This window comes from Paraburkholderia sp. 2C, from assembly GCF_054589215.1.
In genome coordinates, this window is the sequence record NZ_BAAILL010000037.1 from 29,655 (window position 1) to 51,880 (window position 22,226).

A 22,226-nucleotide genomic window follows, 5' to 3' on the forward strand; every position below is an offset into this window, starting at 1 on the left:
ATTCGCGTCGCCGGCCTTGTCGTTGTCCGCGTTGCCGGCCTGCTGCGCGCTGTTGTCCGTCGACGACGACGAAGACTTCGTCGACGATGCATCCTGCGACGAACCCGGCTGCGCCGGTTGCGACGCCTGAGCGCTGTCGCCCGGATGGACGGTGCCGTTCGACGCGTTGGCATTGTCCGCGCCGTTGTTCTGCTGCGGCTGCGAGCTGGACGCGCTCGACGCATTGGACGCGGCCGGAGGCTGCGCGGCCGGCTGCTGCTGGGCAGGCGCCGGCGGGGTCGCTGCGTTGATCTGCGCGGCGATGCTTTGCTGCAGCGTCTGCGCAAAAAGGTTCGCGCTACCTGCGCTGGCGGAGTTTGACACTGCCGCGCCTTGCGCGGACAGCATCGAATCGATCAGTGAAATTCTCGACATGATGTTTCCCGTCGTTCAAAGCCCGTGTCCCGACCTGTGTCGGGGATGGCGGGCGATATTCAAACCAGGTCCACAAAATCCGGCAGCGTGTCACGCGTTGCCGGCACGCATCCTCAAAATCCGTGCGCCGAACTCGTCGGCGTCCTTCTGTTCGCGCCGCGCGACCTTGCGCGCTTCAGCGGCATCGCCCCGCGCCTGCAGCACTTCATACGAGCCGAGCTTCTGCTTCTGCTTCTGCCACTCGGGCTTCGCCGCTTCGACGCGGGCCGTGGCGGCGGCGAGCTGGCGGCGCTGCTGTTCGATCGCCGCATCGAGCGTGTCGATAAACGCCTGGAAGTTGCGCATATTGCCGGCCGCCATACCGAGCTGCGCGGACGTCGTAAAGCGCGTGTAGTACTCGTTGCGGTACTCGATCAGCGCGTTCAGCTGCGTTTCGATATCGTTGCGCTCGCGCTGCGCACGCCCGAGGCGCTGCGCGGCGGCGTCGAGTTCGTCCTGAGCCAGCTCGATCAGCATCTGCAGCGGGGTAGGGTCCGCCATCTTCAGCCTCCTTCGTTGAACAGCGCGCCAAGCGCCTGCAGGCTCGCGTCGAATGGCGCGCATTCGCGATAGCCTTGCTGCAGGAACGCCTCGATGCGGGGATACAGCGCGATCGCCCGGTCGAGCAGCGCATCGCGCCCGCTCGAATAGGCGCCGACATTGATCAGATCGCGGTTGCGCTGGTAGCGCGACAGCATCTGCTTGAACATGCGGGTTTTTTCCAGATGCTTGTCGTCGATGAGCGCGGTCATCGCGCGGCTGATCGACGCTTCGATGTCGATCGCCGGGTAGTGCCCCGCTTCGGCGAGCGCGCGCGACAGCACGATATGGCCGTCGAGAATCGCGCGCGCCGAGTCGGCGATCGGGTCTTGCTGGTCGTCGCCTTCGGTCAGCACCGTGTAGAACGCGGTGATCGAACCGCCGCCCTCGGGTCCGTTGCCGGTGCGCTCGACGAGCGCGGGCAGCTTGGCGAACACCGACGGCGGGTAGCCCTTGGTGGCCGGCGGCTCGCCGACCGCCAGCGCGATCTCGCGCTGCGCCATCGCGTAGCGCGTCAGCGAGTCCATCAGCATCAGCACGTGCTTGCCCTGGTCGCGGAAATATTCGGCGAGCGACGTGGTGTACGCGGCGGCCTGCATCCGCAGCAGCGGCGAGACGTCGGCCGGCGCCGCGACGACGACCGAGCGCGCGAGCCCTTCCTTGCCGAGAATCTGCTCGATGAATTCCTTCACTTCGCGGCCGCGTTCGCCGATCAGACCGATCACGATCACTTCGGCGCTCGTGTAGCGCGCCATCGTGCCGAGCAGCACCGACTTGCCGACGCCGGAGCCCGCGAACAGGCCCATGCGCTGGCCGCGGCCGACGGTCAGCAAGCCGTTGATCGCGCGCACGCCGACGTCGAGCACTTTATGAATCGGCTCGCGGTGCAGCGGGTTGATGGTCGGCGCGGTCAGCGGCGCGTCGTCGGCGGCGGCGAGCGGGCCGAGATCGTCGAGCGGCTTGCCCGACGCGTCCAGCACGCGGCCGAGCAGCCCCCAGCCGACCGGCAGGCGCTTGGCGCCCGACATCGGGTCTTCGACCGGGGCGGATTCGAGCGGATAGACGCGTGCGCCGGGCAGCAGGCCGTGCACTTCGGTGGTCGGCATCAGAAACAGACGATCGCCGTTGAAGCCGACCACTTCGGCTTCGGCCATCGGCAGCGTGCTGCCGGGCGGCAGCTCGATCATCACTTCGGAGCCGACCGAAAGCCGCAGCCCGACCGCTTCGAGCACGAGACCGGCCGCGCGGGTCAGGCGCCCGCAGGCGCGCAGCGGTTTCGCGATCGCATTGCGCTCGCGCAGCCCGTCGAGGCGCTGGCGCCATGCCTGTAAATGCGGGTTGTCCGCGGCGACGGCCGGCCGCGCGTGCGGCGGATTCGACCCGACCGACGCCAGCGCGATCTCGCGCTCGAGCGGCGTGAGATCGCTCGTGTGGATGTCGTCGAGCGTCGGCGTCACCATGTGCTCACCTTGCCGAGCGCGGCCGCGACGCGCTCCCAGCGCGTGCCGATGGTCGCGTCCACTTCGCCGGTCGCGGCCTGCGCGCGGCAGCCGCCGCGCTCGATCGCGGGATCGGTGCGCACGTTCCAGCCGCGCGCACGCAGTTCGTCCATCAGATACGCCTCGACGATCGGCAGATCCGCCGGGCTCACGATCAGATGCGGCGCGCCGGACAGCGCCGGCTCGGCCGCGATCACTTCGCGCGCCGCGGCGAGCAGCGCAGTCGGATCGTGCTGCACATGCTGGCGCACGACCTGCTGCGCGATATCGAGCGCGAGCGCGACCAGCGTTTCGGCCACTTCGCTTTGCGCGGCGCCGAGCGCGCCCATAAAGGAATCGGCGATCGCGATCACGCGTTCGGCTTCCTTGCGCGCTTCGGCGCGTCCCTGTTCGACGCCCTTTGCGTGTCCCTGCTCGTAGCCCGCCTGATAGCCGAGCGCCTGTCCGGCCACATGGCCCGACGCGACCCCCTCGGCATGCGCAGCGTCGCGAAGCAGCTGAATCTCGGCCTCGATGTCGCGTTCTTCAACGGGATCGGGTTCCGGCACCGGATCGAACGATGCCATCTCCCACCGCTGATACGCGGACAGCGTGTCGCTGCTGCGCGCGGGCTCACGTTCAGACATATGCATCTTCCGCCTTGCCGCCGATCACGATCTGGCCGCTCTCGGCCAGGTTGCGCACGATCTGCAGGATGCGCCGCTGCTGCGTCTCGACCTCGGACACCCGCACCGGGCCGCGCGCATCGAGGTCTTCGGCGAGCAGTTCGGCCGCGCGCTGCGACATGTTCGACAGGAACTTCTGCCGCAGCGCCGGCTGCGCACCCTTCAGCGAGATGATCAGCGCTTCCGATTCGACTTCCTTCAGCAGCAGCTGGATTGCGCGGTCTTCGAGATCGAGCAGGTTCTCGAACACGAACATCTGGTCGATGATCTTCTGCGCGAGTTCCGCGTCGTACTGGCGCACGTTTTCGAGCACCGATTCCTCGTGGTTGCTCGGCATGAAGTTGAGGATTTCCGCCGCCGTGCGGATGCCGCCCATCGGGCTGCGCTTGAGGTTGTCGCTGCCGGACAGCAGGCCCGTCAGCACATCGTCGAGTTCGCGCAGCGCGGCCGGCTGGATGCCGTCGAGCGTCGCGATCCGCAGCAGCACGTCGTTGCGCAGGCGCTCCGTGAAGCAGGCGGAGATTTCCGACGCCTGATCGCGGTCGAGGTGCACGAGAATCGTCGCGATGATCTGCGGGTGTTCGTTCTTGATCAGTTCGGCGACGGCCGCCGAATCCATCCACTTGAGGCCTTCGATGCCGCTCGTGTCGCTGCCCTGCAGGATCCGGTCGATGATCGCGCCGGCCTTGTCCTCGCCGAGCGCCTTCGTCAGCACCGAGCGGATGTAGTCGCTCGAATCGAGCGAGAGGGCCGTGTGCTGCTCGGCTTCGCGCGCGAATTCCTGCAGCACTTCGTCGACCTGCTCGCGCGTGACGTTACGCAGCGCGGCCATCGCCACGCCGATCTTCTGCACCTCGCGCGGGCCGAGGAACTTGAATACCTGCGCCGCCTCTTCCTCGCCGATCGACATCAGCAGCAGCGCGCTCTTGGTTATGCCTTCAGCGTTCATCGGACACCCAGTTCTTGACGACGGTTGCGACGATCTTCGGATCCTGGCGCGCGATCTGGCGCGCGTACTCGAGATTCTTTTCGAATCGGTGCTTCTCGTTTTCGAAGGCGAGCAGCGCCGCGTCGGACCCGCCTTCTTCGACCCCGGCCCGCTCGGAGGCCGGCACGCCGTCGAGCAGCATCGGCTCGTCCGACGACGATGCGAGCGCCCCGGCGCTTTGCGTCTGTTCGACCGGCGGCGGGAACGCGCGGCGCAGCGCCGGCTTCACCATCACGAAGTAGAGGAACAGCGCGACGGCGGCGATGCCGAGATACGTCGCAATCTGCTTGCCGAGCGCGATCATGTCCGGCTGGCGCCACCACGGCAGGTTCGCGTTCGGGTCGACCGGCAGCGTGAACAGGCTGTTGACCACGTTGACCGAGTCGCCGCGCTTCGCATCGAAGCCCATCGCATCCTTCACGAGCTGTTCGACCTGCGCGAGCTTGTCGGCCGGCAGCGCCTGCTGCGTCGTGTGACCCTTCGCGTCGGTGTGCGGCAGGTAGTTCACGACCACCGCGACCGACAGCCGTTTGATGCCGCCGCCGCCTTGCTGGAAGTGGCGCACGGTCTTGTCGAGCTCGTAGTTCGTCGTCGAATCCTTGTGGTCGCTGATCGGCGTGGGCGGCGTCGCGCCGCTGGCGCCGTTCGGCGCGTCGATCGGCGCCTGCGTCGCCTGCGGCGGCTGGTTCGACAGTGCGCCCGGCACGCCCGACGCGCCCGCCTGCTGCATCTGCGTGTCGCTGGTCGACTGCTGGCTGCGGATCGCCGCCTGGCTCGGGTTGCCGCCGTTCGGCTGGTAGGTTTCGGCGGTCTGCTCGGTCTTCGAGAAGTCGATGTCGGCGCTGACCTGCGAGTGCGCGTTGCCGGCGCCGAACAGCGGCGCGAGGATCGCGTCGATGCGCTGCTGCGTGTCGCGCTCGACCTGCTTCACATATTTGAGCTGCGTGGCGTCGAGGCCGGTGCCGGCGCTCGGCTGCGTCAGCAGGTTGCCGTCCTGGTCGACGATCGTCACGTTGCGCGGCGACAGCTGCGGCACGGCGGAGGCGACCATATGCGTGATCGCGTTCACCTGGCCTTCGTCGAGCACGCGGCCCGGGTACAGGTCGACCATCACCGACGCGGACGGCGGCTCGGCGTCGCGCACGAACACGGACTGCTTCGGAATGGCCAGATGCACGCGTGCCGACTGCACGGTCGAAATCGACTGGATGGTGCGTTCGAGCTCGCCTTCGAGCGCGCGCTGGTAGTTCACCTGCTCGGCGAACTGGCTGATGCCGAATTTCTGGTTGTCGAGCAGTTCGAAGCCCACCGAACCGCTTTTCGGCAAGCCCTGCTGCGCGAGGCGCATGCGCGTTTCATGCACCTGGTCGGCCGGCACCATGATGGCGCCGCCGCCTTCGGACAGCTTGTACGGGATATTGGCCTGTTGCAGCGCCGCGACGATCGCGCCGCCGTCGCGGTCCGACAGGTTGCTGTACAGCACCTTGTACTGGGGGGCGCGCGACCACAGGACGAGGCCGACCACGACCGCGATCAGCACCGCGAGCGCGACGATCAGCGGCGCGCGCGGGTTGCCGCGCATTTGCGTAATCGACGACGGGAACGACGACAGCCGTTGCGCGAAATTGCCGCCGAGGCCGCCAAGGTCGGCCGCGCCGGCCGACTGGCCAGCAGCGGCGCCCGCCGTGCCCGCGGCGGGCTGCGCGTTCGCGAGGCCCATGCTGCGGCTTTCGGGGTTAATCAAGGAATTGGCTGACGAATCCATGCGTCGGGGTTCTCCGGGGTGCCCAGAGTCTCGACCGCGGGGGCCGCGCCATTGGCATCGGGCGCGCGGACAGAGACTTTCACGATGCGCATTTTCCACCCCGGGATGCAAGCCGATTGGCCGAATAGAAGAGGGTTTTCCCCCTAGTTTCGCGACTGTCTGTAAGACGCCGCCGTTTATGCTTCCCGTCAATCCGGTATGGCGGCCGACGGTGGCTCGCGCAGCCGGTTCTTCTTCCTTCCTGGAGAAATCATGACCGTCGCGAATCCGCTTACTTCCGCGCTGCAGCAAATCCAGTCGATGGCATCGGAAGCGGCCGGCGACCCCGCCGCGTCGGGCGCGCAAGCCGGCGGCGCGTATGCCGGCAGTTTCGGCGCCGCGCTCAAGTCCTCGCTCGACAAGGTCAGCAACGACCAGATCGCAGCCGACGGCGAGGCGAAGGCGTTCGAAGTCGGGGCGCCGAATGTGTCGCTGAACGACGTCATGATCGACGGCCAGAAGGCCGGTATCGGCTTCCAGTTCGCGCTGCAGGTGCGCAACAAGCTCGTCTCCGCCTACAACGACATCATGCAGATGCAGGTGTAACGGGCCTCTCGCGCGCGCGTCAGTCAGTCCACGCTTCGGCACCCTAAAGCTTTGTTCTGACTGTCCGATAACACGGACACACAGTCACCGCACTTGCGAAACGCGGGAGCGGCGGGGCTGGCTTTGTCTGATCCAAGCGCAGCGCGCATCACACAGGAGGAGCGCCGATGTTTTCCCCAGGGCATGCCGGAGCCAACGCTTACGCACGCGTGGGCAACGAGACAGGGGTGATGGGCGCAAGTCCGCATCGTCTGATCGCGATGCTGTTCCAGGGCGCGCGCCAGGCGATCGCGCAGGCGCGTTTCCATTTGCAGCATGGCGACGTCGGCCGCCGCGGCGAAACGATCGGCAAGGCGATCCGGATCATCGAGAGCGGTCTCCAGGCGTCGCTCGACCGCAACGCGGGCGGCGAAGTCGCCGCGCGGCTCGACGCGCTGTACGGCTATATGGCGAGACGCTTGCTGGAAGCGAATATCAAAAGCAACGAAGCGATGCTGATCGAAGTCGATGGACTGCTCGCAACGATCGAGGAAGCATGGACGGGTATTGGGCCGGAAGTGGCGCGGATGGCTGCACAGGTATCCGCGGAAGCGGTGAGATGACTGCAAATCAGGAATACTTCGCCCGCTATGAGGCGATCGCGGCAATATCGTGCCGGATGTTGACGGCCGCCCGCGATGCGCTGTGGGGCGAACTGGCTCACATGCAGAACGAGTACCGCAATCTGGTTGACAGTCTTAAGGAAGCTGAAGTGGGCGTGCATCTCGACGACGACGAGCGCGGCCGCAAATACGAGCTGATTCGTGAAATCCTCGCCAACGACGCCGCGATCCGCGAACTCGCGAATCCGCGTCTTGCGAAGCTGTCCGCGCTGTTTGCGGGCCGTACGGCGAAGGTACTGAAAGAGATCTACGGGGCGCGGTGAGACAGGCCAGCCGCCGGCGCACGTACGCCGGCGGCGGTTTGCCTGCTGCTTTTTTGTGCACGCTGCTTTTACAAAACTAACGTGCGCGATTTCTTCGCGCTGACCCGGTGCACTTCGTTTGCGCACCGGCCAGTTCCGGGTTTTTGTTTCTAATTTCTGTTTTTTGCCGAGCGACGACAGGAAGGATGCATGACCAACATCGACACGGCCGTAGCTGCGCTGCTCGCGAGCCGCGTCGACAGCCTGTTGTCGATCGCTTCGCGCAGCAACGCCACGACGGCGCAAACGGGTACGTCGGCACTGACCGTCGATACGCCGACCTCCGGCACACCGGTATCGTTACTCGCTAACCAGCCGCAAGCCTCCGCTCAAACCATCCTGTCGCGCATTGCGCTGACGCTCGACGCGATCATGCGCTCGGGCGGCGACGCGACGCCGTCGCTGGTCGGCCAGTGGCCGATCTGGCCGGTCGTGCCGGCGCTCGACGACGGCGGTGGCGCGCCGGCGGGCGGCGCGCAAACGGGCGAGGCAAGCGGCAACGCGGCGCCGGCGAATGCGGGCGGCGCGGCTGCCGCGGCTGCGCAGACCGAGGCCGATACCGAAGCAGGCGCGGCGCAAGGCGCAGCGGGCGTCACGCCGTCGGCGGTCACCGTGCCGGTCGACGCGCTGGCGGCGGCACTGCGCCAGACGGTCGGCGAAAGCGGACTTTTCTACGAATCGCATCTTGCGCAGTGGCTCAGCGGGCAGCGCCCGCCCGCGTCGCTATTCGACGAGCCGCAGAACCGGCTGGTGCTCGAAAGCGCGCAGATGCCGCTCGACTGGACCCTCGACGAGGGCGCCGCCGACGATGCCGGGATCGCGCCGTGGTGGCGCGGGGGGGCCGCGCAGCAAGGCAGCGGCGCCACCCAGCCGAACGCCGGTTCGGCGCGCGAGGCGCAGGGCAATCCGATGCCGATGACGGCGCGCTTCGCGGCGGCTGTGCAGGAATTTGCCGAAGACGCGTTCGGCGCCGGGGCGGCATCCGCGCGCGACGGCACGCAGGCCGGTAATGCGAACGCCGGGGTGAATGGCGGCCAGCCCAACGCCCAGGCAAATGCATCGCAGGCCCAGCTTTCGACACAGATGATGGCGTCGTCGGTGCATCCGGCGACGGTCACGCTCGTACGCCAGCAGCTCGATCTGCTGGCGACCGGCGAATTCCGCTGGAGCGGCGAGGCGTGGCCGGGCGCGCGTCTCGACTGGACGATCGAAGAGCGCGGCGACCGCTGGTCGCGCGGCGGCGATGCCGACGCACCCGGCTCCGAAACGCTGCATCCGTGGCGCACACGGCTCACGTTGTCGTTGCCGGTGCTCGGCACGGTCGACGCGGACCTCACGCTCGTCGGCATGCAACTGACCGCGCGCGTGCAGGCGAGCCCGTCGGGCGCCGCGCGGCTCGCGGCGCAGGGCGAATCGTTCAGGCAGCGGCTCGCGGCAGTCGGCATTGCGCTCCATGCGCTGGCGATTCGCGAGATCGCTGGCGGCCCTGACGAAGGCGCCGCCGGCCGGCCGGCCGGCTGGACCGGCGCGCCTTCGATGCAGGCCGCAGCGGCGGCTTACGCGCGTGCCGCCGCGGCTGCCGCGGCCAATACCGCTGGCGCCGCGGGCGAAGTGCAGGCCGGCAGCCATGGCGACCGGCCGCCGTTCGATCTCTTCGACGGAGACGTTCCGCTTTGAGCCGCACGACCCGCCGAAGCGCCGCAGCACTGTCCTACGACGACCAGCAGCCGGGAGCGCCGCGCGTCGTCGCGAAGGGCTATGGGCTCGTCGCGGACATGATCGTGCAGCGCGCGAAAGAAGCGGGCCTCTATGTGCACGAGGCGCCCGAGATGGTGTCGCTGCTGATGCAGGTCGACCTCGACTCGCGGATTCCGCCGCAGCTTTACGCGGCGGTCGCGGAACTGCTTGCGTGGCTGCACCGGCTCGAAAGCGGTGCGGCCGATGCGACCGATGCGGCGCAAGCCGCCGACGGCGACGTGACGATCGACGTGCCGGATCCGGCCGATCCGGCTGTCGATGCGGCGGCCGCGCGTTTGCCGCGCGGCGATGTGCCGCCGACGCGATGGTTGAAGTAGCCGTCGCAGCCGTCGCGCGCGATTTCGCTCATCCCGCAAAGGCGCGCTCGGCGAGCGCCGCATGGTCGAGCGCGGCCGGCAGCGTCCCATAGACGCGCCCACTGTCGCCGCAACCGTCCGCGATTCGCGTCGCGATAAACGCATCGGCGACGAGCGGCGGCGCATGCTGCACCAGCAGCACCGCCTGCGCGATCAGCACCAGTTGCTGCGCGATGCGGCGCGCGGCGGCTTCGCGCGTATCGGGCGATGCCGCGAGCGTCGCGAGCAGCCGGTCGAGCGCGGCCGGAAGTGCCGAAGCGCGCGCCGCATGCTGCTGCGCGACGCCGCGCCATTGCGTCAGCAGCGCCTGCGCCGCTTCCGGTTCTTTTTCGAGCGCGCGCAGCACGTCGAGACACATCACGTTGCCCGATCCTTCCCAGATCGAATTGACCGGCGCCTCGCGATAAAAGCGCGCCATCGGCCCTTCTTCGACGTAACCGTTGCCGCCCCAGACTTCCATCGCTTCGCCGGTGAATTCGAGTGCGCGCTTGCAGATCCAGTATTTCGCGGCCGGTGTGACGAGGCGCCGCCACGCGCGTTCCTCGAGCGTGCCCGTCGAGTCTTCGAACGCGCGTGCAAGCCGCATGACGAGCACGGTCGCCGCTTCCGATTCGAGCGAGAGGTCGGCCAGCACGTTGCGCATCAGCGGCTGATCGGCCAGCAGCCGGCCGAATGCGCTGCGATGCCGCGTGTGATGGATCGCCTGCACGAGCGCCGCGCGCATGAGCGCGGCACTGCCGAGCGCGCAATCGAGGCGCGTGTAGTTCGCCATTTCGATGATGGTCGGCACGCCACGCCCCTCGTCGCCGACCATCACCCCGTAGGCATCGAAGAATTCGACTTCGCTGCTCGCATTCGAGCGGTTGCCGAGCTTGTTCTTCAAACGCTGGATGTGGACGGCGTTCTTGCCGCCGTCGGGGGTGAAGCGCGGCACGAAAAAGCACGACACGCCCTCGTGGTCGTCGGTACGCGCAAGCACCAGATGCGCATCGCACTGCGGCGCCGAAAAGAACCACTTGTGACCGACCAGCCGATAGTCGCCGCCGCGGCCCGAGCCGCTTGCCCCTGATGTGGCAAATGCGTGCGTGCGGTTGCTGCGCACATCCGAGCCGCCCTGTTTCTCGGTCATGCCCATGCCGATCATCATCGATTTTTTCTGCGCCAGCGGCAGGTCGCGCGGATCGTGCTCGCGCGTGTAAAGCCGGTCGCGCAGCGCGGCAAAGAGTTGCGGTTCCCGTTGCAGCACGGGGATGCTCGCGAAGGTCATCGTGATCGGGCATAACGCGCCCGCTTCGACCTGCGAATGCAGCAGATAGGCCGCGCAACGCGCCACCATTGCGCCCGGCTGCGGATCGGAAAACGGCAGCGCGTGCACGCCTGCGCCGCGCAGTTGCGCCAGTAACGTGTGCCATGCCGGATGGAATTCGAGCGCATCGATGCGTTCGCCGCGCGGGCTGAACGTCATCAGTTCGGGTGTGTGGCGGTTCGCGAGTTCGCCGAGCGCGAGTACGTCGGGCGCACTGAGCGCCGCGCCATCGCGTTCGAGCGCGGCGCCATGCCAGCCGGCGCCCTCGCGCTCGACGGCGGCGACCAGCGCCGTGTCGCTCGTGAACAGGTTGTAACCGGTGAGGAGCGGTACCTGGTTTGTCACTTCGTGCGTGCTGCCGGGTCCGGATGTTTCCATCAGAGGTCTCCGTCTGCAACGTGGGCGAGCGTTGTCGATTGTCGCGCGGCCCGTGCCGCCGTGGTGATTTTTCGGAACAACGGGGCGGCATCGCGAAGGCGACGCGTCAGGCGAGCGGCTTGCTACGGGTGAGGACGCAGGCGGCCGGGCGCCGTCGTGCACCGGTGCGCGCGCGCGTGCGAAATCGCTAAACCAGGAGCCGTCCAGCGATGACCGAAAGCCTCGGAATGGGCAGTGCGAATCCCAACGCGGCAGACGACCCGCGCGCAGCACGCACGCGGGGCCGCCGTGCGAAAACGCTCGCGCGCTACGCGGGAAAGCCGATCTTGCTGCTGCTGCAATATGTCGGCCGCCGCCCGCTTGCGCATGCGTTCGTTCTGCTGGGCATTGTGGCGGCGGTCGGCTGCTCGCTCGCGTCGCAGTTTGCGATCAGGAACCTGATCGACGCGTTGCCTCACGGGCGCGCTCATCCGGCCGGCGTTGTCGCCGCATTTGTGGTGATCGTCGTGCTGCTATTTGCCGACAACCTGTTCTGGCGCGTGTCGGGCTGGATCAGCGTGCGCACCTTCGTCGCGGTGACGGGCGACGTGCGGCGTCAGCTGTTCGGCTATGTGACCGGCCATTCTTCAACCTATTTTTCCGAGGTTCGGCCCGGCATGCTGGCAAGCCGCGTATCGGCCACCGCCAACGCCGTGTTTTCGATCGAGAACACGGTCGCGTGGGTCGCGCTGCCGCCGTTGTTATCGGTGCTCGGTGCGATCGGCCTTCTCGCATGGGTGAATGCGTGGATGGCGCTGTCGCTGTTTTTCATTTCCGTCCTGATGGCGGCTGTGCTGTTCTGGCTCGCCAGGAAGGGAACCAGCAAACATATGCGCTTCGCGTCCGATGCGGCATCGGTCGACGGCGAACTCGTCGACGTGATCGGCAATATGGCGACCGTCAGGATGTTCGTTGCGACGCAACGCGAGAGCGAGCGGCTCGACTCGATTCTGCACGGCGAGATGGCGTCGCGTCAGACGAGCTTGCGCTACCTCGAAAAGCTGCGCCTGCTGCATGCGGGCGCAACGGCGCTGCTGTCGGCAGGGCTGCTCGGATGGGTGTTGCTATTGTGGACCGAAGGGCGCGCGACGACCGGCGATGTCGTGCTGGTCAGCTCGCTGGGGTTTGCGATCCTGCACGGCACACGCGATCTCGCGGTCGCGCTCGTCGACGTGACGCAGCATGTATCGCGGCTTGCCGAAGCGGCACAGGCACTGCTCGTGCCACGCGAGATGGATGAGCCGATCGGCACCCCGGCGTTGCAGGTCCGCGACGCGAATATCGACTTCGAAAACGTCACGTTCGCGTATCCGGGCCGCCGGCCGGTGCTCGACCACTTCAGCATGCATATCGATGCGGGGCAGCGCGTCGGCCTTGTCGGTCCGTCCGGTGCGGGAAAGACCACGATCCTCGCGCTGCTGCAGCGTTCGTTCGATCCGCCGAGGGGGGCGGGCGCGGTGGCGATTTCAGGCCAGCGGCTTGCCGATGTGAGTCTTGCCAGCCTGCGCGAGGCGATTGCGGTCGTGCCGCAGGACATCTCGCTGTTCAACCGGACGCTGCTCGAGAACATTCGTTACGGCAAGCCCGATGCGACCGAATACGAAGTGTTGCAGGCCTGCGAGCGCGCGAATTGCCTGGACTTGATCCGTTCGTTGCCGGAGGGGCTCGAGACGGTGGTCGGCGAGCGCGGCGCGCGTCTTTCCGGCGGACAGCGGCAGCGTATTGCAATTGCGCGCGCATTTCTGAGGGACGCGCCCATCCTGCTGCTGGACGAAGCGACGTCCGCGCTCGATAGCGAATCGGAAGCGGCGATCCAGCTTGCGCTCGACAGACTGATGACCGGACGCACCGTGGTGGCGATCGCGCACCGGTTGTCGACGCTGCGCAACTTCGACCGCATCGTGGTGATCCAGCACGGCCGTCTGGTCGACGACGGCACGCCGGGTGAACTGAGCAGGCGCGCGGGAATCTATCGCGATGTGCTGCTGCGTCAGGAGCGGCGTGCGGCCACCACGGGCGTCGGCGCGCTCGAGTGACGTCATGGTTGATCGATGTCGGCGTTGATGCCCGAGTTCCATCATCGCCCGCGCCAATGTCGTCCCATCCGGCTTGCCCAGCCGATCAAGCTTGAGGCCGAATTTGAAGCCGCCAGCACCCACTTCCACATGGGAGATCGCCTTCAGTCTGGCGAACAGGGCCGAATTCGAGACGCTCAGGTGCTGCAGTGTGTTGCGAATCTCCGGGATCACCAGATCGGGATTTGCCTGCGGCTGAGCCCGGAGGTCCACGTGGATGACGATTGCGCCCTCCTTCTCCAGCTCGGGAATGAGGTCGAACTTGAGGAATGTGGTTTTGCCGACGCGCCGCGGACCGGACTGGAAGAGGCCCGACTGAAACGTCTGGTCCAGCGGGCCCGGATCGGTTTACTTTTTTTCCTCGCCTTGCCCCGTCGGCGCCACGACCCCACTCATCACAATCCCCAGCGCGGGCGCATGCATGAAGTCGTCGCCGGACTGCCCGCGCAGCGTTTCGCGCGCGACATCGAGCCACGCGCGCGCCGCATGCGACAGATAGCCGTTGCGCCGCCAGCCGATCGCGATTTCCCACAGAATTTCCGGCTCGACGACGGGCCGGCACGTGAACTCCGCTGCATCGAGCCGGCGGCAATACGGCGCCGGCAATAGCGCGATACCGACGCCCGCCAGCACGAGCGCGACCATAAAGTCCCAATGCTCGCTGCGGCTGACGACGGTCGGCGCAAAGCCGGCGGTGCGGCATGCGCGCAGCACGATGTCGTTGAGCGCGAGGCTTTCGCCGTAGAACACGAACGGCTCGTTGGCGAGATCGGCGAGCGGCACCTCTTTCACCGCGTCCCAGCGCGAGCCCTTGCGGGCGACGAGCCACAGGCGCTGGCGCGTCATCGGCAGTGCGTCGATCTCCTCCGGATCGACCGGCAGCAGCACGCCGCCCAGTTCGAGTTCGCCGTCGATCAGCGCCGCTTCGACGGCGCGCGAACCTTCCTCGATCAGCTTCAGTTCGACCTTCGGATAGCGCTGGCGGAACGCGGCGATGGCCGGCGTGAAAAGCGCGCCGCCCATCGGCGGAATGCCGATGGTCAGCGTGCCGCGCCCGAGCGTGCCGAGGTCGTCGAGTTCCTTTTGCAACTGGGCCTGCGCGGCGAGCACGTCCTGGCCGCGCTGATAGACGATCCGCCCCGCGTCGGTCAGCACCATCTGGCGGCCGTCGCGCAACAGCAGCGGCGAGCCGATCTCGTCCTCGAGCGCTTTCACCATCTTGCTGATGGTCGGCTGCGTCACGTACATCTGCTCGGCGGCGACCGTGAAGCTCTGTTGCCGGACGACCTCGATGAAATAGCGAAGCGCACGCAGTTCCACGATAAGGCTCCCGATAAGTATTTCGCCCGACCCGGCGCCGGCTCGGGCCAAGCACGGCGCTCTGTCGTGCCGCGCGGGTCCGTCGGATTCCATTATGGAATGGTTTGAATGAGTGTAAGTCATTATATTTATATCAGGGATAACCCTATACTCGTCTGACCATAAGGAATTTCAGGGAGTGGCCGCGATGAGCGTTTCCGTCACGAGATTTGCCGCCAGCGCGCGATCGGGTGCGCTGGAGCCGGTTGTGCGCGTCGCGCGGATCGTCGCGCAGTGCCTGGTGCTTGCGGGCGTCTGGTTTATCGCCGACTTCGCGGTGAAGCGCGTCGGCTTGCCGGTGCCGGGCGGTGTGGTTGGCCTGCTCGTGCTGCTCGTCGCGTTGCTGTGCGGCGGCGTCGCGCCGCGCTGGGTCAAAGCGGGCGCCGACTGGCTGCTGTCCGAATTGCTGCTGTTCTTTATTCCGGCAGCCGTCGCGGCGGTCCAGTACGGCGGGCTGTTCCGCGAGGATAGCTGGCGGCTTGCGCTCGTCGTGGCGGGCGGCACGTTGATGGTGATGGTCGCGGTGGCGTTCGCCGTCGAGCAGGCGTCGCGTTTCGAACGCCGGCTGGCGCTGCGTCGCGTGCCGGTGAGCGCGGGGCGGGCTGTCCGCGCAGGCCGCGTCGGCCGCGATTGAACGCGGCCTCGCGCGTTGAGTTGAACCCCACCACCGCTACGGCCACGCCATGACCGCGCTCGACACGTCCCCGTTTTTCACGTCGCTGTTCGCCGACGACGCGTCGCGCGCGATCGCCGCCGGCTGCTTCGTGCTGACGGTCGCGCTCTACTTCCTGTCGAAGATGCTCTACGCGCGCGTGAAGACGATGTGGTTCACGCCGCTCGTCGCGGTGCCGATCGTGCTGGTGGCGATCGTCGCGCTCGCGCATATTCCGTATCGCGTCTACTTTCAGGACACGCGCTGGCTCATGTGGCTGCTCGGTCCCGCGACCGTCGCGTTCGCGGTGCCGATCTACGAGTACCGCGAACTGATGAAGCGGCACTGGATCTCGCTTGCGGTGGGGGTGGTGGTCGGCATTGTCGTCGCGGTCGGCGGCTCGCTTGTGCTGGCGAAACTGTTGCACCTGTCGCCCGAATTGCAGCGCAGCCTGATGACGCGCTCCATCTCGACGCCGTTCGCGCTCGCGGTCAGCGACAAGATCCACGCGCCGAAAGACCTCACCGCGCTGTTCGTGATCGCGACCGGCGTGTGCGGCATGATCTTCGGCGAGCTCGTGCTCGCGCTGCTGCCGCTGCGTTCGCGCCTCGCGCGCGGCGCGCTGTTCGGCGCGGCCGCGCATGGCGTGGGCACCGCGAAAGCGCGCGAACTCGGCAGCGAAGAAGGGGTGGTCGCAAGCCTGACGATGATGATCGCCGGCGTCGTGATGGTGCTGCTCGCGCCGCTGCTCGACATGCTGCCCGTTTGAGACGCGCAGGTAAGGCACGAATGCTTTAAACGTGCCGCCGCGGGCCGCGTTCCAGCGCGCGCATCGGGCCCCATCGCGGTAAATGCCGGTCGCACGCGCCATCCTGATTTGCTACAATCTGCGCTCGCCTTCGAGGAGCGTTGCGACGGGTTCCCACCCGCCAGGCTCGAAGGTGGTCAATCCGAAGCGTGAACGTATGCGGTGTGTGGTCAACACATCGTGAGGTTCGCGCTTCGCATCGAACGGCGCTCACGTCAATCTTCTAATTTTCTTAGAAAGGAGGGCGTGATGAACGCCGCAGTTTACGATTCCAAAGACTCGAAAGATTATGTCGTCGCAGACCTCGCGCTTGCAGGCTGGGGCCGCAAGGAACTGAACATCGCCGAAACGGAGATGCCGGGCCTCGTGCAGATCCGCGACGAATACAAGAAGCAGCAGCCGCTAAAGGGCGCGCGCATCGCGGGCTCGCTGCATATGACGATCCAGACCGGCGTGCTGATCGAGACGCTGAAGGCGCTTGGCGCCGACGTGCGCTGGGCCTCGTGCAACATCTTCTCGACGCAGGACCACGCCGCTGCCGCGATCGCGCAAGGCGGCACGCCGGTGTTCGCATTCAAGGGCGAATCGCTCGACGAATACTGGCAGTTCACGCACCGCATCTTCGAATGGCCGAACGGCGAGTTCGCGAACATGATTCTCGACGACGGCGGCGACGCAACGCTGCTGCTCATTCTCGGCTCGAAGGCCGAGAAGGATCGCTCGGTCATCGCCAAGCCGACCAACGAAGAAGAAACCGCGCTCTTCAAGTCGATCGCAGAGCATCTCGATGTCGACGCGACGTGGTACTCGAAGCGTCTCGCGCACATCAAGGGCGTCACCGAAGAAACCACGACCGGCGTGCACCGCCTGTATCAGATGGAAAAGGAAGGGCGCCTGCCGTTCCCGGCCATCAACGTGAACGACTCGGTCACGAAGTCGAAATTCGACAACCTGTACGGTTGCCGCGAGTCGCTCGTCGACGGCATCAAGCGTGCTACGGACGTCATGATCGCGGGCAAGATCGCGGTCGTGGCCGGTTACGGCGACGTGGGCAAGGGTTGCGCGCAGTCGCTGCGCGGCCTCGGCGCAACGGTGTGGGTGACCGAAATCGATCCGATCTGCGCGCTGCAGGCGGCGATGGAAGGCTACCGCGTCGTGACGATGGAATACGCGGCCGACAAGGCCGACATCTTCGTGACGGCCACCGGCAACTACCATGTGATCAACCACGATCACATGAAGGCGATGCGTCACAACGCGATCGTCTGCAACATCGGCCACTTCGATTCGGAAATCGACGTCGCGTCGACGCGCCAGTACCAGTGGGAAAACATCAAGCCGCAAGTCGACCACATCATCTTCCCGGACGGCAAGCGCGTCATTCTGCTGGCTGAAGGCCGTCTCGTGAACCTCGGCTGCGCAACGGGCCATCCGTCGTTCGTGATGTCGAATTCGTTCACGAACCAGACGCTCGCGCAGATCGAACTGTTCACGCAAGGCGGCAAGTACGAGAACAAGGTCTACGTGCTGCCGAAGCAACTCGACGAGAAGGTCGCGCGCCTGCACCTCGCGCGCATCGGTGCGAACCTGACCGTGCTGTCGACGGATCAGGCGAGCTACATCGGGGTGGACAAGAACGGTCCGTTCAAGCCGAACCACTACCGTTACTGAGCACGTCGCCGTCGCCGGATGCGCGCGGTGCGTCGGTTACGTCGCATGCGCTGCGCGCATTCATGTTCAATGCGGACCATGAGCACTTTGTGAACATAAGGAGCCCCCGATGACCGTGCTGTTGACCTGGCTGATCAACGCGCTTGCGTTGCTGATCATCACGTATCTCGTGCCGTCGATTCACATCCGCAGCTTCGGCACCGCATTGATCGTCGCGCTCGTGCTCGGGCTGATCAACACGGTATTGCGGCCAGTGCTGATCCTGCTGACATTGCCGGTCACGATACTCACGCTCGGGCTCTTCATTCTCGTCGTCAACGCACTGTGCTTCTGGCTGTGCGCGTCGCTTTTGAAGGGCTTCGAAGTGTCGGGCTTCTGGTCGGCATTCTTCGGCTCGATTCTGTACAGCATCGTTTCATGGCTGCTGTCCGCGCTTATTCTCGGTAATCGCAGTTTCGGCTAGCCGATTCTGATCCGCACCATGAACCCCATCGAACTTTCATTCGAATTCTTTCCGCCGAAAACGCAGGAAGGCGTCGACAAGCTGCGCGCGACGCGCGAGCAGCTGATCCCGCTCAAGCCGAAGTTTGTGTCGGTCACTTTCGGCGCGGGCGGCTCGACGCAGCAAGGCACGCTCGACACCGTCATCGATATGTCGAAGGGCGGCCTCGAAGCGGCGCCGCATCTGTCGTGCATCGGTTCGTCGAAAGACGACCTGCGCCGGATTCTGACCGAGTACCGCTCGCATGGCATCCGGCACATCGTCGCGTTGCGCGGCGATCTGCCGTCGGGCATGGGCTCGGTCGGCGAATTGCGTTACGCCTCGGAGCTCGTCAGCTTTATTCGCGCGGAGTCCGGCGACTGGTTTCATATCGAAGTCGCCGCGTATCCGGAATACCATCCGCAGTCGCGCACGCCGCGGCACGATCTCGAGAATTTCGCGCGCAAGGTGAAAGCCGGCGCCGATTCCGCGATTACGCAGTACTTCTTCAATGCGGATGCGTACTTCCAGTTCGTCGACGATGCGCGCAAGCTCGGCGTCGACGTGCCGATCGTGCCCGGCATCATGCCGATCACGAACTACTCGCAGCTGATGCGCTTTTCCGAAATGTGCGGCGCCGAAGTGCCGCGCTGGATCGCGCGGCGGCTCGAGAGCTTCGGCGACGATCGCGACGCGATTCGCGCGTTCGGGCTCGATGTGGTGACCGGGCTCTGCCAGCGGCTCGTCGATGCAGGCGTGCCGGGCCTGCATTTCTATACGCTCAACGCCGCGGCGTCGACCAAGGCGATCTGCGAGCGGCTCGGGTTGTAGGCTCAGGCCGCCTATCACCTGCCGCGCATATCTCATGCTGTGATCGAAACGTCTTGCGCGATCCCGCGCAAGACGTTTTGCGGCACAACGCGGCTAATCGGGCCAACCCGAAGCCGCGCCGTCACCCCTTCCATATACATGTTTGCGCATTTGCGCCACCGGATTTTGTCCGCTTGTGAGGGCCGGTAAAGCTCAGTAATATCGCGCTACGCTGGTTTTGACCGGTTACAAATCTGGAGGAAACATGAACCAAAACAGACTGTTGCGCGCGCTCCGGCTCACGACGCTGAGCGCGGCCGCAGCGGTGACGATGGCGGGGACGCAACTGGCGAACGCCGCCGACATCCCGAACAAAACCCTCGTTTACTGCTCAGAAGGCAGCCCCGCGGGTTTCGATCCAGCGCAATACACGACCGGCGTGGATTTCACCGCCAATACGTTCACCGTTTATAACCGTCTCGTCGAATTCGAGCGCGGCGGCACGAAGGTCGAACCGGGCCTGGCCGAAAAGTGGGACGTGTCGCCGGACGGCAAAACGTATACGTTCCATCTGCGTCATGGCGTCAAATTCCAGACCACTGCGTATTTCAAACCGACGCGCGAGTTCAATGCCGATGACGTGATCTTCACGTTCCAGCGCATGCTCGATCCGAACCAGCCGTTCCATAAGGCCTACCCGGTGCAGTTTCCGTACTTCACCGACATGGGCCTCGACAAGCTGATCACGAAGATCGAAAAGGTCGACCCGTACACGGTGAAATTCACGCTTGCCGAAGTGAACGCGCCGTTTATCCAGAACCTCGCGATGGAATACGCGTCGATTCTGTCGGCCGAATACACGGATCAGCTGTTGAAGGAAGGCAAGGCCGCCGACATCAACCAGAAGCCGGTCGGCACCGGCCCGTTTATCTTCAAGAGCTACACGAAAGACGCGACGATCCGTTTCGACGGCAATCCTGATTACTGGAAGCCGAACACGGTGAAGGTGTCGAAGCTGATCTTCTCGATCACGCCCGACCCGGGCGTGCGCGTGCAGAAGCTGAAGGCCGGCGAATGCCAGGTGATGAGCTATCCGCGTCCGGCCGATATCGCGCCGCTGAAGGCGGATAACAACATTGCGATGCCGTCGCAGGCGGGCTTCAACCTCGGCTACCTTGCCTATAACGTCACGCACAAGCCGCTCGACAAGACCGAAGTGCGCGAAGCGCTCGATATGGCGATCAACAAGAAAGCGATCATCGATTCGGTCTACCAGGGCGCGGGCCAGCTCGCGACCAATCCGATGCCGCCGACGCAATGGTCGTACGACAAATCGCTGAAGGCGGCGTCATACGATCCGGACAAGGCGAAGGCGCTGCTGGCGAAGGCCGGATTCCCGAACGGCTTTGAAATCACGCTGTGGGCGATGCCCGTGCAGCGTCCGTACAACCCCAACGGCAAGCTGATGGCCGAGATGATTCAGGCCGACTGGGCGAAGATCGGTGTGAAGGCGAAGATCGTGACGTACGAGTGGGGCGAGTACATCAAGCGCGCGCACGCGGGCGAAGACGACACGATGCTGATCGGCTGGACCGGCGACAACGGCGATCCCGACAACTGGCTCGGCACGCTGCTCGGCTGCGACGCGGTCAATGGCAACAACTTCTCGAAGTGGTGTTACAAGCCATTCGACGAGTTGGTGAAGAAGGGCCGCGAGACCAACGGTCAGGACGCGCGCACGAAGTTTTATGTGCAGGCGCAGCAGATCTTTGCGGAACAACTGCCGTTCTCGCCGATCGCACACTCGACTGTCTATCAGCCGATGAGCAAGAAGGTCACCGACATGCGCATCGAATCGCTCGGTTACCTGCGCTTCGACGGCGTGGGCATGCAGTGATGCGGTCCGTCGTGGCGCGCTGCGGCGATCGATACGCATAATCAGCCGCGGTAAGTTTTTCGCACGGTTAAGAAGACTGGTCGAAACTGTCCGGCGACGGGGTCACGAGCCCTTGTCGCCGGTTGCATTTTTCCCCACCCATACATAGGGACGATCCATGTTCCGATTCGTTTTGCGCCGCATCGGGATGGTGATACCGACTTTCATCGGTATTACGATCCTTGCGTTCGCGCTTATCCATCTGATTCCGGGCGACCCGATCGAAGTGATGATGGGCGAGCGCGGCGTCGATCCGGCCACGCATGCGGCGGCGCTTCATCGCCTCGGCCTCGACGAGCCGCTGCCGCTTCAATATCTGCATTACGTCGGCCGCGCGCTGACCGGCAATCTCGGCACGTCGATCATCACCAATACGAGCGTGATGGACGAGTTTCTGGCGCGTTTTCCGGCCACCGTCGAGCTGTCGATCTGCGCGATGCTGTTCGCGCTGGTGGTTGGGTTGCCGGCCGGCGTGTTCGCCGCGTTGCGACGCGGCACCGTGGTCGATCACGGCGTGATGGGCACCGCGCTCACCGGTTACTCGATGCCGATCTTCTGGTGGGGCTTGATCCTCATCATGGTGTTTTCGGCGAAGCTCGGCTGGACGCCGGTGTCGGGCCGCATCGCGGTCGAATACGACATTCCGCATGTGACCGGTTTCCTGCTGATCGACTCGCTGTTGCCGGGCACCGACGAAGGCTCGTTCCGCTCCGCGGTCAGCCATCTGATTTTGCCGTCGATCGTGCTCGGCACGATTCCGCTCGCGGTGGTCGCGCGCATGACGCGCTCGTCGATGCTCGAAGTGCTGCGCGAAGACTATATCCGCACCGCGCGCGCGAAGGGCTTGTCGCCGGTGCGTGTGGTGGTGGTGCATGCGTTGCGTAATGCGCTGATTCCGGTCGTTACCGTGATCGGTCTGCAGGTCGGCACGCTGCTCGCGGGCGCGGTGCTGACCGAGACGCTGTTTTCGTGGCCCGGCATCGGCAAGTGGCTGATCGATGCGATCAGCCGGCGTGACTATCCGGTCGTGCAGGGCGGTATTCTGATGATTGCCACGCTCGTCATTGTGGTGAACCTCGTCGTCGACCTGCTGTACGGCGTGTTGAATCCGCGCATTCGCCATACGAGGTAATACCGC

At 65.5% G+C, this 22,226-nt stretch carries 20 protein-coding genes, 1 pseudogene and 1 riboswitch; of the genes and pseudogenes, 13 read left to right on the forward strand and 8 right to left on the reverse strand.

Annotated features, from left to right (window positions below; translation table 11 throughout):
• From ACYPXD_RS16810 to fliF, 6 genes and pseudogenes are all read right to left on the reverse strand, one after another.
• A pseudogene (locus tag ACYPXD_RS16810) lies at positions 1-414 on the reverse strand (hypothetical protein); the annotation flags it as partial.
• Between the two features lie 90 nt (positions 415-504).
• Entirely contained in the window at positions 505-954 is a 450-nt protein-coding gene (gene fliJ, locus ACYPXD_RS16815) for a flagellar export protein FliJ (protein ID WP_459713460.1), read from the reverse strand.
• Between the two features lie 2 nt (positions 955-956).
• Positions 957-2,453 carry a flagellar protein export ATPase FliI gene (gene fliI, locus ACYPXD_RS16820; protein ID WP_459713462.1) on the reverse strand — a complete coding sequence of 499 codons (1,497 nt, stop codon included), beginning with the start codon at positions 2,451-2,453 and terminating at the stop codon, positions 957-959.
• The gene (fliH, locus tag ACYPXD_RS16825) at positions 2,447-3,124 is read right to left on the reverse strand and encodes a flagellar assembly protein FliH (RefSeq protein WP_459713464.1); all 678 of its coding nucleotides are present in this window, start codon (positions 3,122-3,124) and stop codon (positions 2,447-2,449) included. Before fliH ends, fliI begins: the two co-directional genes overlap by 7 nt.
• Positions 3,111-4,106 carry a flagellar motor switch protein FliG gene (gene fliG / locus ACYPXD_RS16830; protein ID WP_134191677.1) on the reverse strand — a complete coding sequence of 332 codons (996 nt, stop codon included), beginning with the start codon at positions 4,104-4,106 and terminating at the stop codon, positions 3,111-3,113. The genes fliH and fliG overlap by 14 nt, the downstream gene beginning before the upstream one ends.
• Positions 4,096-5,910: a flagellar basal-body MS-ring/collar protein FliF gene (gene fliF, locus ACYPXD_RS16835; protein WP_459713467.1), complete on the reverse strand. Its 1,815-nt coding sequence runs from the start codon at positions 5,908-5,910 to the stop codon at positions 4,096-4,098. The genes fliG and fliF overlap by 11 nt, the downstream gene beginning before the upstream one ends.
• Before the next feature lie 252 nt (positions 5,911-6,162).
• On the opposite strand from fliF, the gene fliE reads away from it, so the two are divergent.
• From fliE to ACYPXD_RS16860, 5 genes are all read left to right on the forward strand, one after another.
• Positions 6,163-6,495 (forward strand): flagellar hook-basal body complex protein FliE, encoded by a 333-nt coding sequence (gene fliE, locus ACYPXD_RS16840; RefSeq protein ID WP_459713469.1) that lies wholly within the window; start codon positions 6,163-6,165, stop codon positions 6,493-6,495.
• Positions 6,496-6,662: 167 nt separating this feature from the next.
• Positions 6,663-7,097 carry a flagellar export chaperone FliS gene (gene fliS / locus ACYPXD_RS16845; protein ID WP_459713471.1) on the forward strand — a complete coding sequence of 145 codons (435 nt, stop codon included), beginning with the start codon at positions 6,663-6,665 and terminating at the stop codon, positions 7,095-7,097.
• The gene (locus ACYPXD_RS16850; protein ID WP_459713473.1) at positions 7,094-7,420 is read left to right on the forward strand and encodes a flagellar protein FliT; all 327 of its coding nucleotides are present in this window, start codon (positions 7,094-7,096) and stop codon (positions 7,418-7,420) included. Before fliS ends, ACYPXD_RS16850 begins: the two co-directional genes overlap by 4 nt.
• 189 nt (positions 7,421-7,609) lie before the next feature.
• Positions 7,610-9,136, forward strand: a complete 1,527-nt coding sequence (gene fliK, locus ACYPXD_RS16855; RefSeq protein WP_459713475.1) for a flagellar hook-length control protein FliK — start codon at positions 7,610-7,612, stop codon at positions 9,134-9,136.
• Positions 9,133-9,534, forward strand: a complete 402-nt coding sequence (locus tag ACYPXD_RS16860) for an EscU/YscU/HrcU family type III secretion system export apparatus switch protein (protein WP_459713478.1) — start codon at positions 9,133-9,135, stop codon at positions 9,532-9,534. The genes fliK and ACYPXD_RS16860 overlap by 4 nt, the downstream gene beginning before the upstream one ends.
• 28 nt (positions 9,535-9,562) lie before the next feature.
• On the opposite strand, the gene ACYPXD_RS16865 is transcribed toward ACYPXD_RS16860, so the two are convergent.
• Positions 9,563-11,257: an isovaleryl-CoA dehydrogenase gene (locus ACYPXD_RS16865; protein WP_459713480.1), complete on the reverse strand. Its 1,695-nt coding sequence runs from the start codon at positions 11,255-11,257 to the stop codon at positions 9,563-9,565.
• Positions 11,258-11,466: 209 nt separating this feature from the next.
• On the opposite strand from ACYPXD_RS16865, the gene ACYPXD_RS16870 reads away from it, so the two are divergent.
• Positions 11,467-13,332, forward strand: a complete 1,866-nt coding sequence (locus ACYPXD_RS16870; protein ID WP_459713482.1) for an ABC transporter ATP-binding protein — start codon at positions 11,467-11,469, stop codon at positions 13,330-13,332.
• Positions 13,333-13,719: 387 nt separating this feature from the next.
• On the opposite strand, the gene ACYPXD_RS16875 is transcribed toward ACYPXD_RS16870, so the two are convergent.
• On the reverse strand, positions 13,720-14,691 hold the full coding sequence (locus tag ACYPXD_RS16875) for a LysR substrate-binding domain-containing protein (protein ID WP_459713484.1): 972 nt from the start codon (positions 14,689-14,691) through the stop codon (positions 13,720-13,722).
• A 187-nt stretch (positions 14,692-14,878) separates the two neighbouring features.
• On the opposite strand from ACYPXD_RS16875, the gene ACYPXD_RS16880 reads away from it, so the two are divergent.
• From ACYPXD_RS16880 to ACYPXD_RS16910, 7 genes are all read left to right on the forward strand, one after another.
• Positions 14,879-15,364, forward strand: coding sequence for a CidA/LrgA family protein (locus tag ACYPXD_RS16880; protein WP_459713486.1), 486 nt, complete (start codon positions 14,879-14,881; stop codon positions 15,362-15,364).
• Positions 15,365-15,413: 49 nt separating this feature from the next.
• Positions 15,414-16,151: an LrgB family protein gene (locus ACYPXD_RS16885; protein ID WP_459713489.1), complete on the forward strand. Its 738-nt coding sequence runs from the start codon at positions 15,414-15,416 to the stop codon at positions 16,149-16,151.
• 126 nt (positions 16,152-16,277) lie between these two features.
• Positions 16,278-16,409: riboswitch (S-adenosyl-L-homocysteine riboswitch) on the forward strand.
• Between the two features lie 30 nt (positions 16,410-16,439).
• Positions 16,440-17,861 (forward strand): adenosylhomocysteinase, encoded by a 1,422-nt coding sequence (gene ahcY, locus ACYPXD_RS16890; protein WP_459713491.1) that lies wholly within the window; start codon positions 16,440-16,442, stop codon positions 17,859-17,861.
• Positions 17,862-17,970: 109 nt separating this feature from the next.
• Entirely contained in the window at positions 17,971-18,324 is a 354-nt protein-coding gene (locus ACYPXD_RS16895; RefSeq protein ID WP_459713494.1) for a phage holin family protein, read from the forward strand.
• Positions 18,325-18,342: 18 nt separating this feature from the next.
• Positions 18,343-19,173, forward strand: coding sequence for a methylenetetrahydrofolate reductase [NAD(P)H] (gene metF / locus ACYPXD_RS16900; RefSeq protein ID WP_459713498.1), 831 nt, complete (start codon positions 18,343-18,345; stop codon positions 19,171-19,173).
• Positions 19,174-19,417: 244 nt separating this feature from the next.
• Positions 19,418-21,049, forward strand: coding sequence for an ABC transporter substrate-binding protein (locus tag ACYPXD_RS16905; protein ID WP_459713500.1), 1,632 nt, complete (start codon positions 19,418-19,420; stop codon positions 21,047-21,049).
• A 157-nt stretch (positions 21,050-21,206) separates the two neighbouring features.
• Positions 21,207-22,220, forward strand: a complete 1,014-nt coding sequence (locus tag ACYPXD_RS16910; RefSeq protein WP_459713503.1) for an ABC transporter permease subunit — start codon at positions 21,207-21,209, stop codon at positions 22,218-22,220.
• Positions 22,221-22,226: the final 6 nt, after the last annotated feature.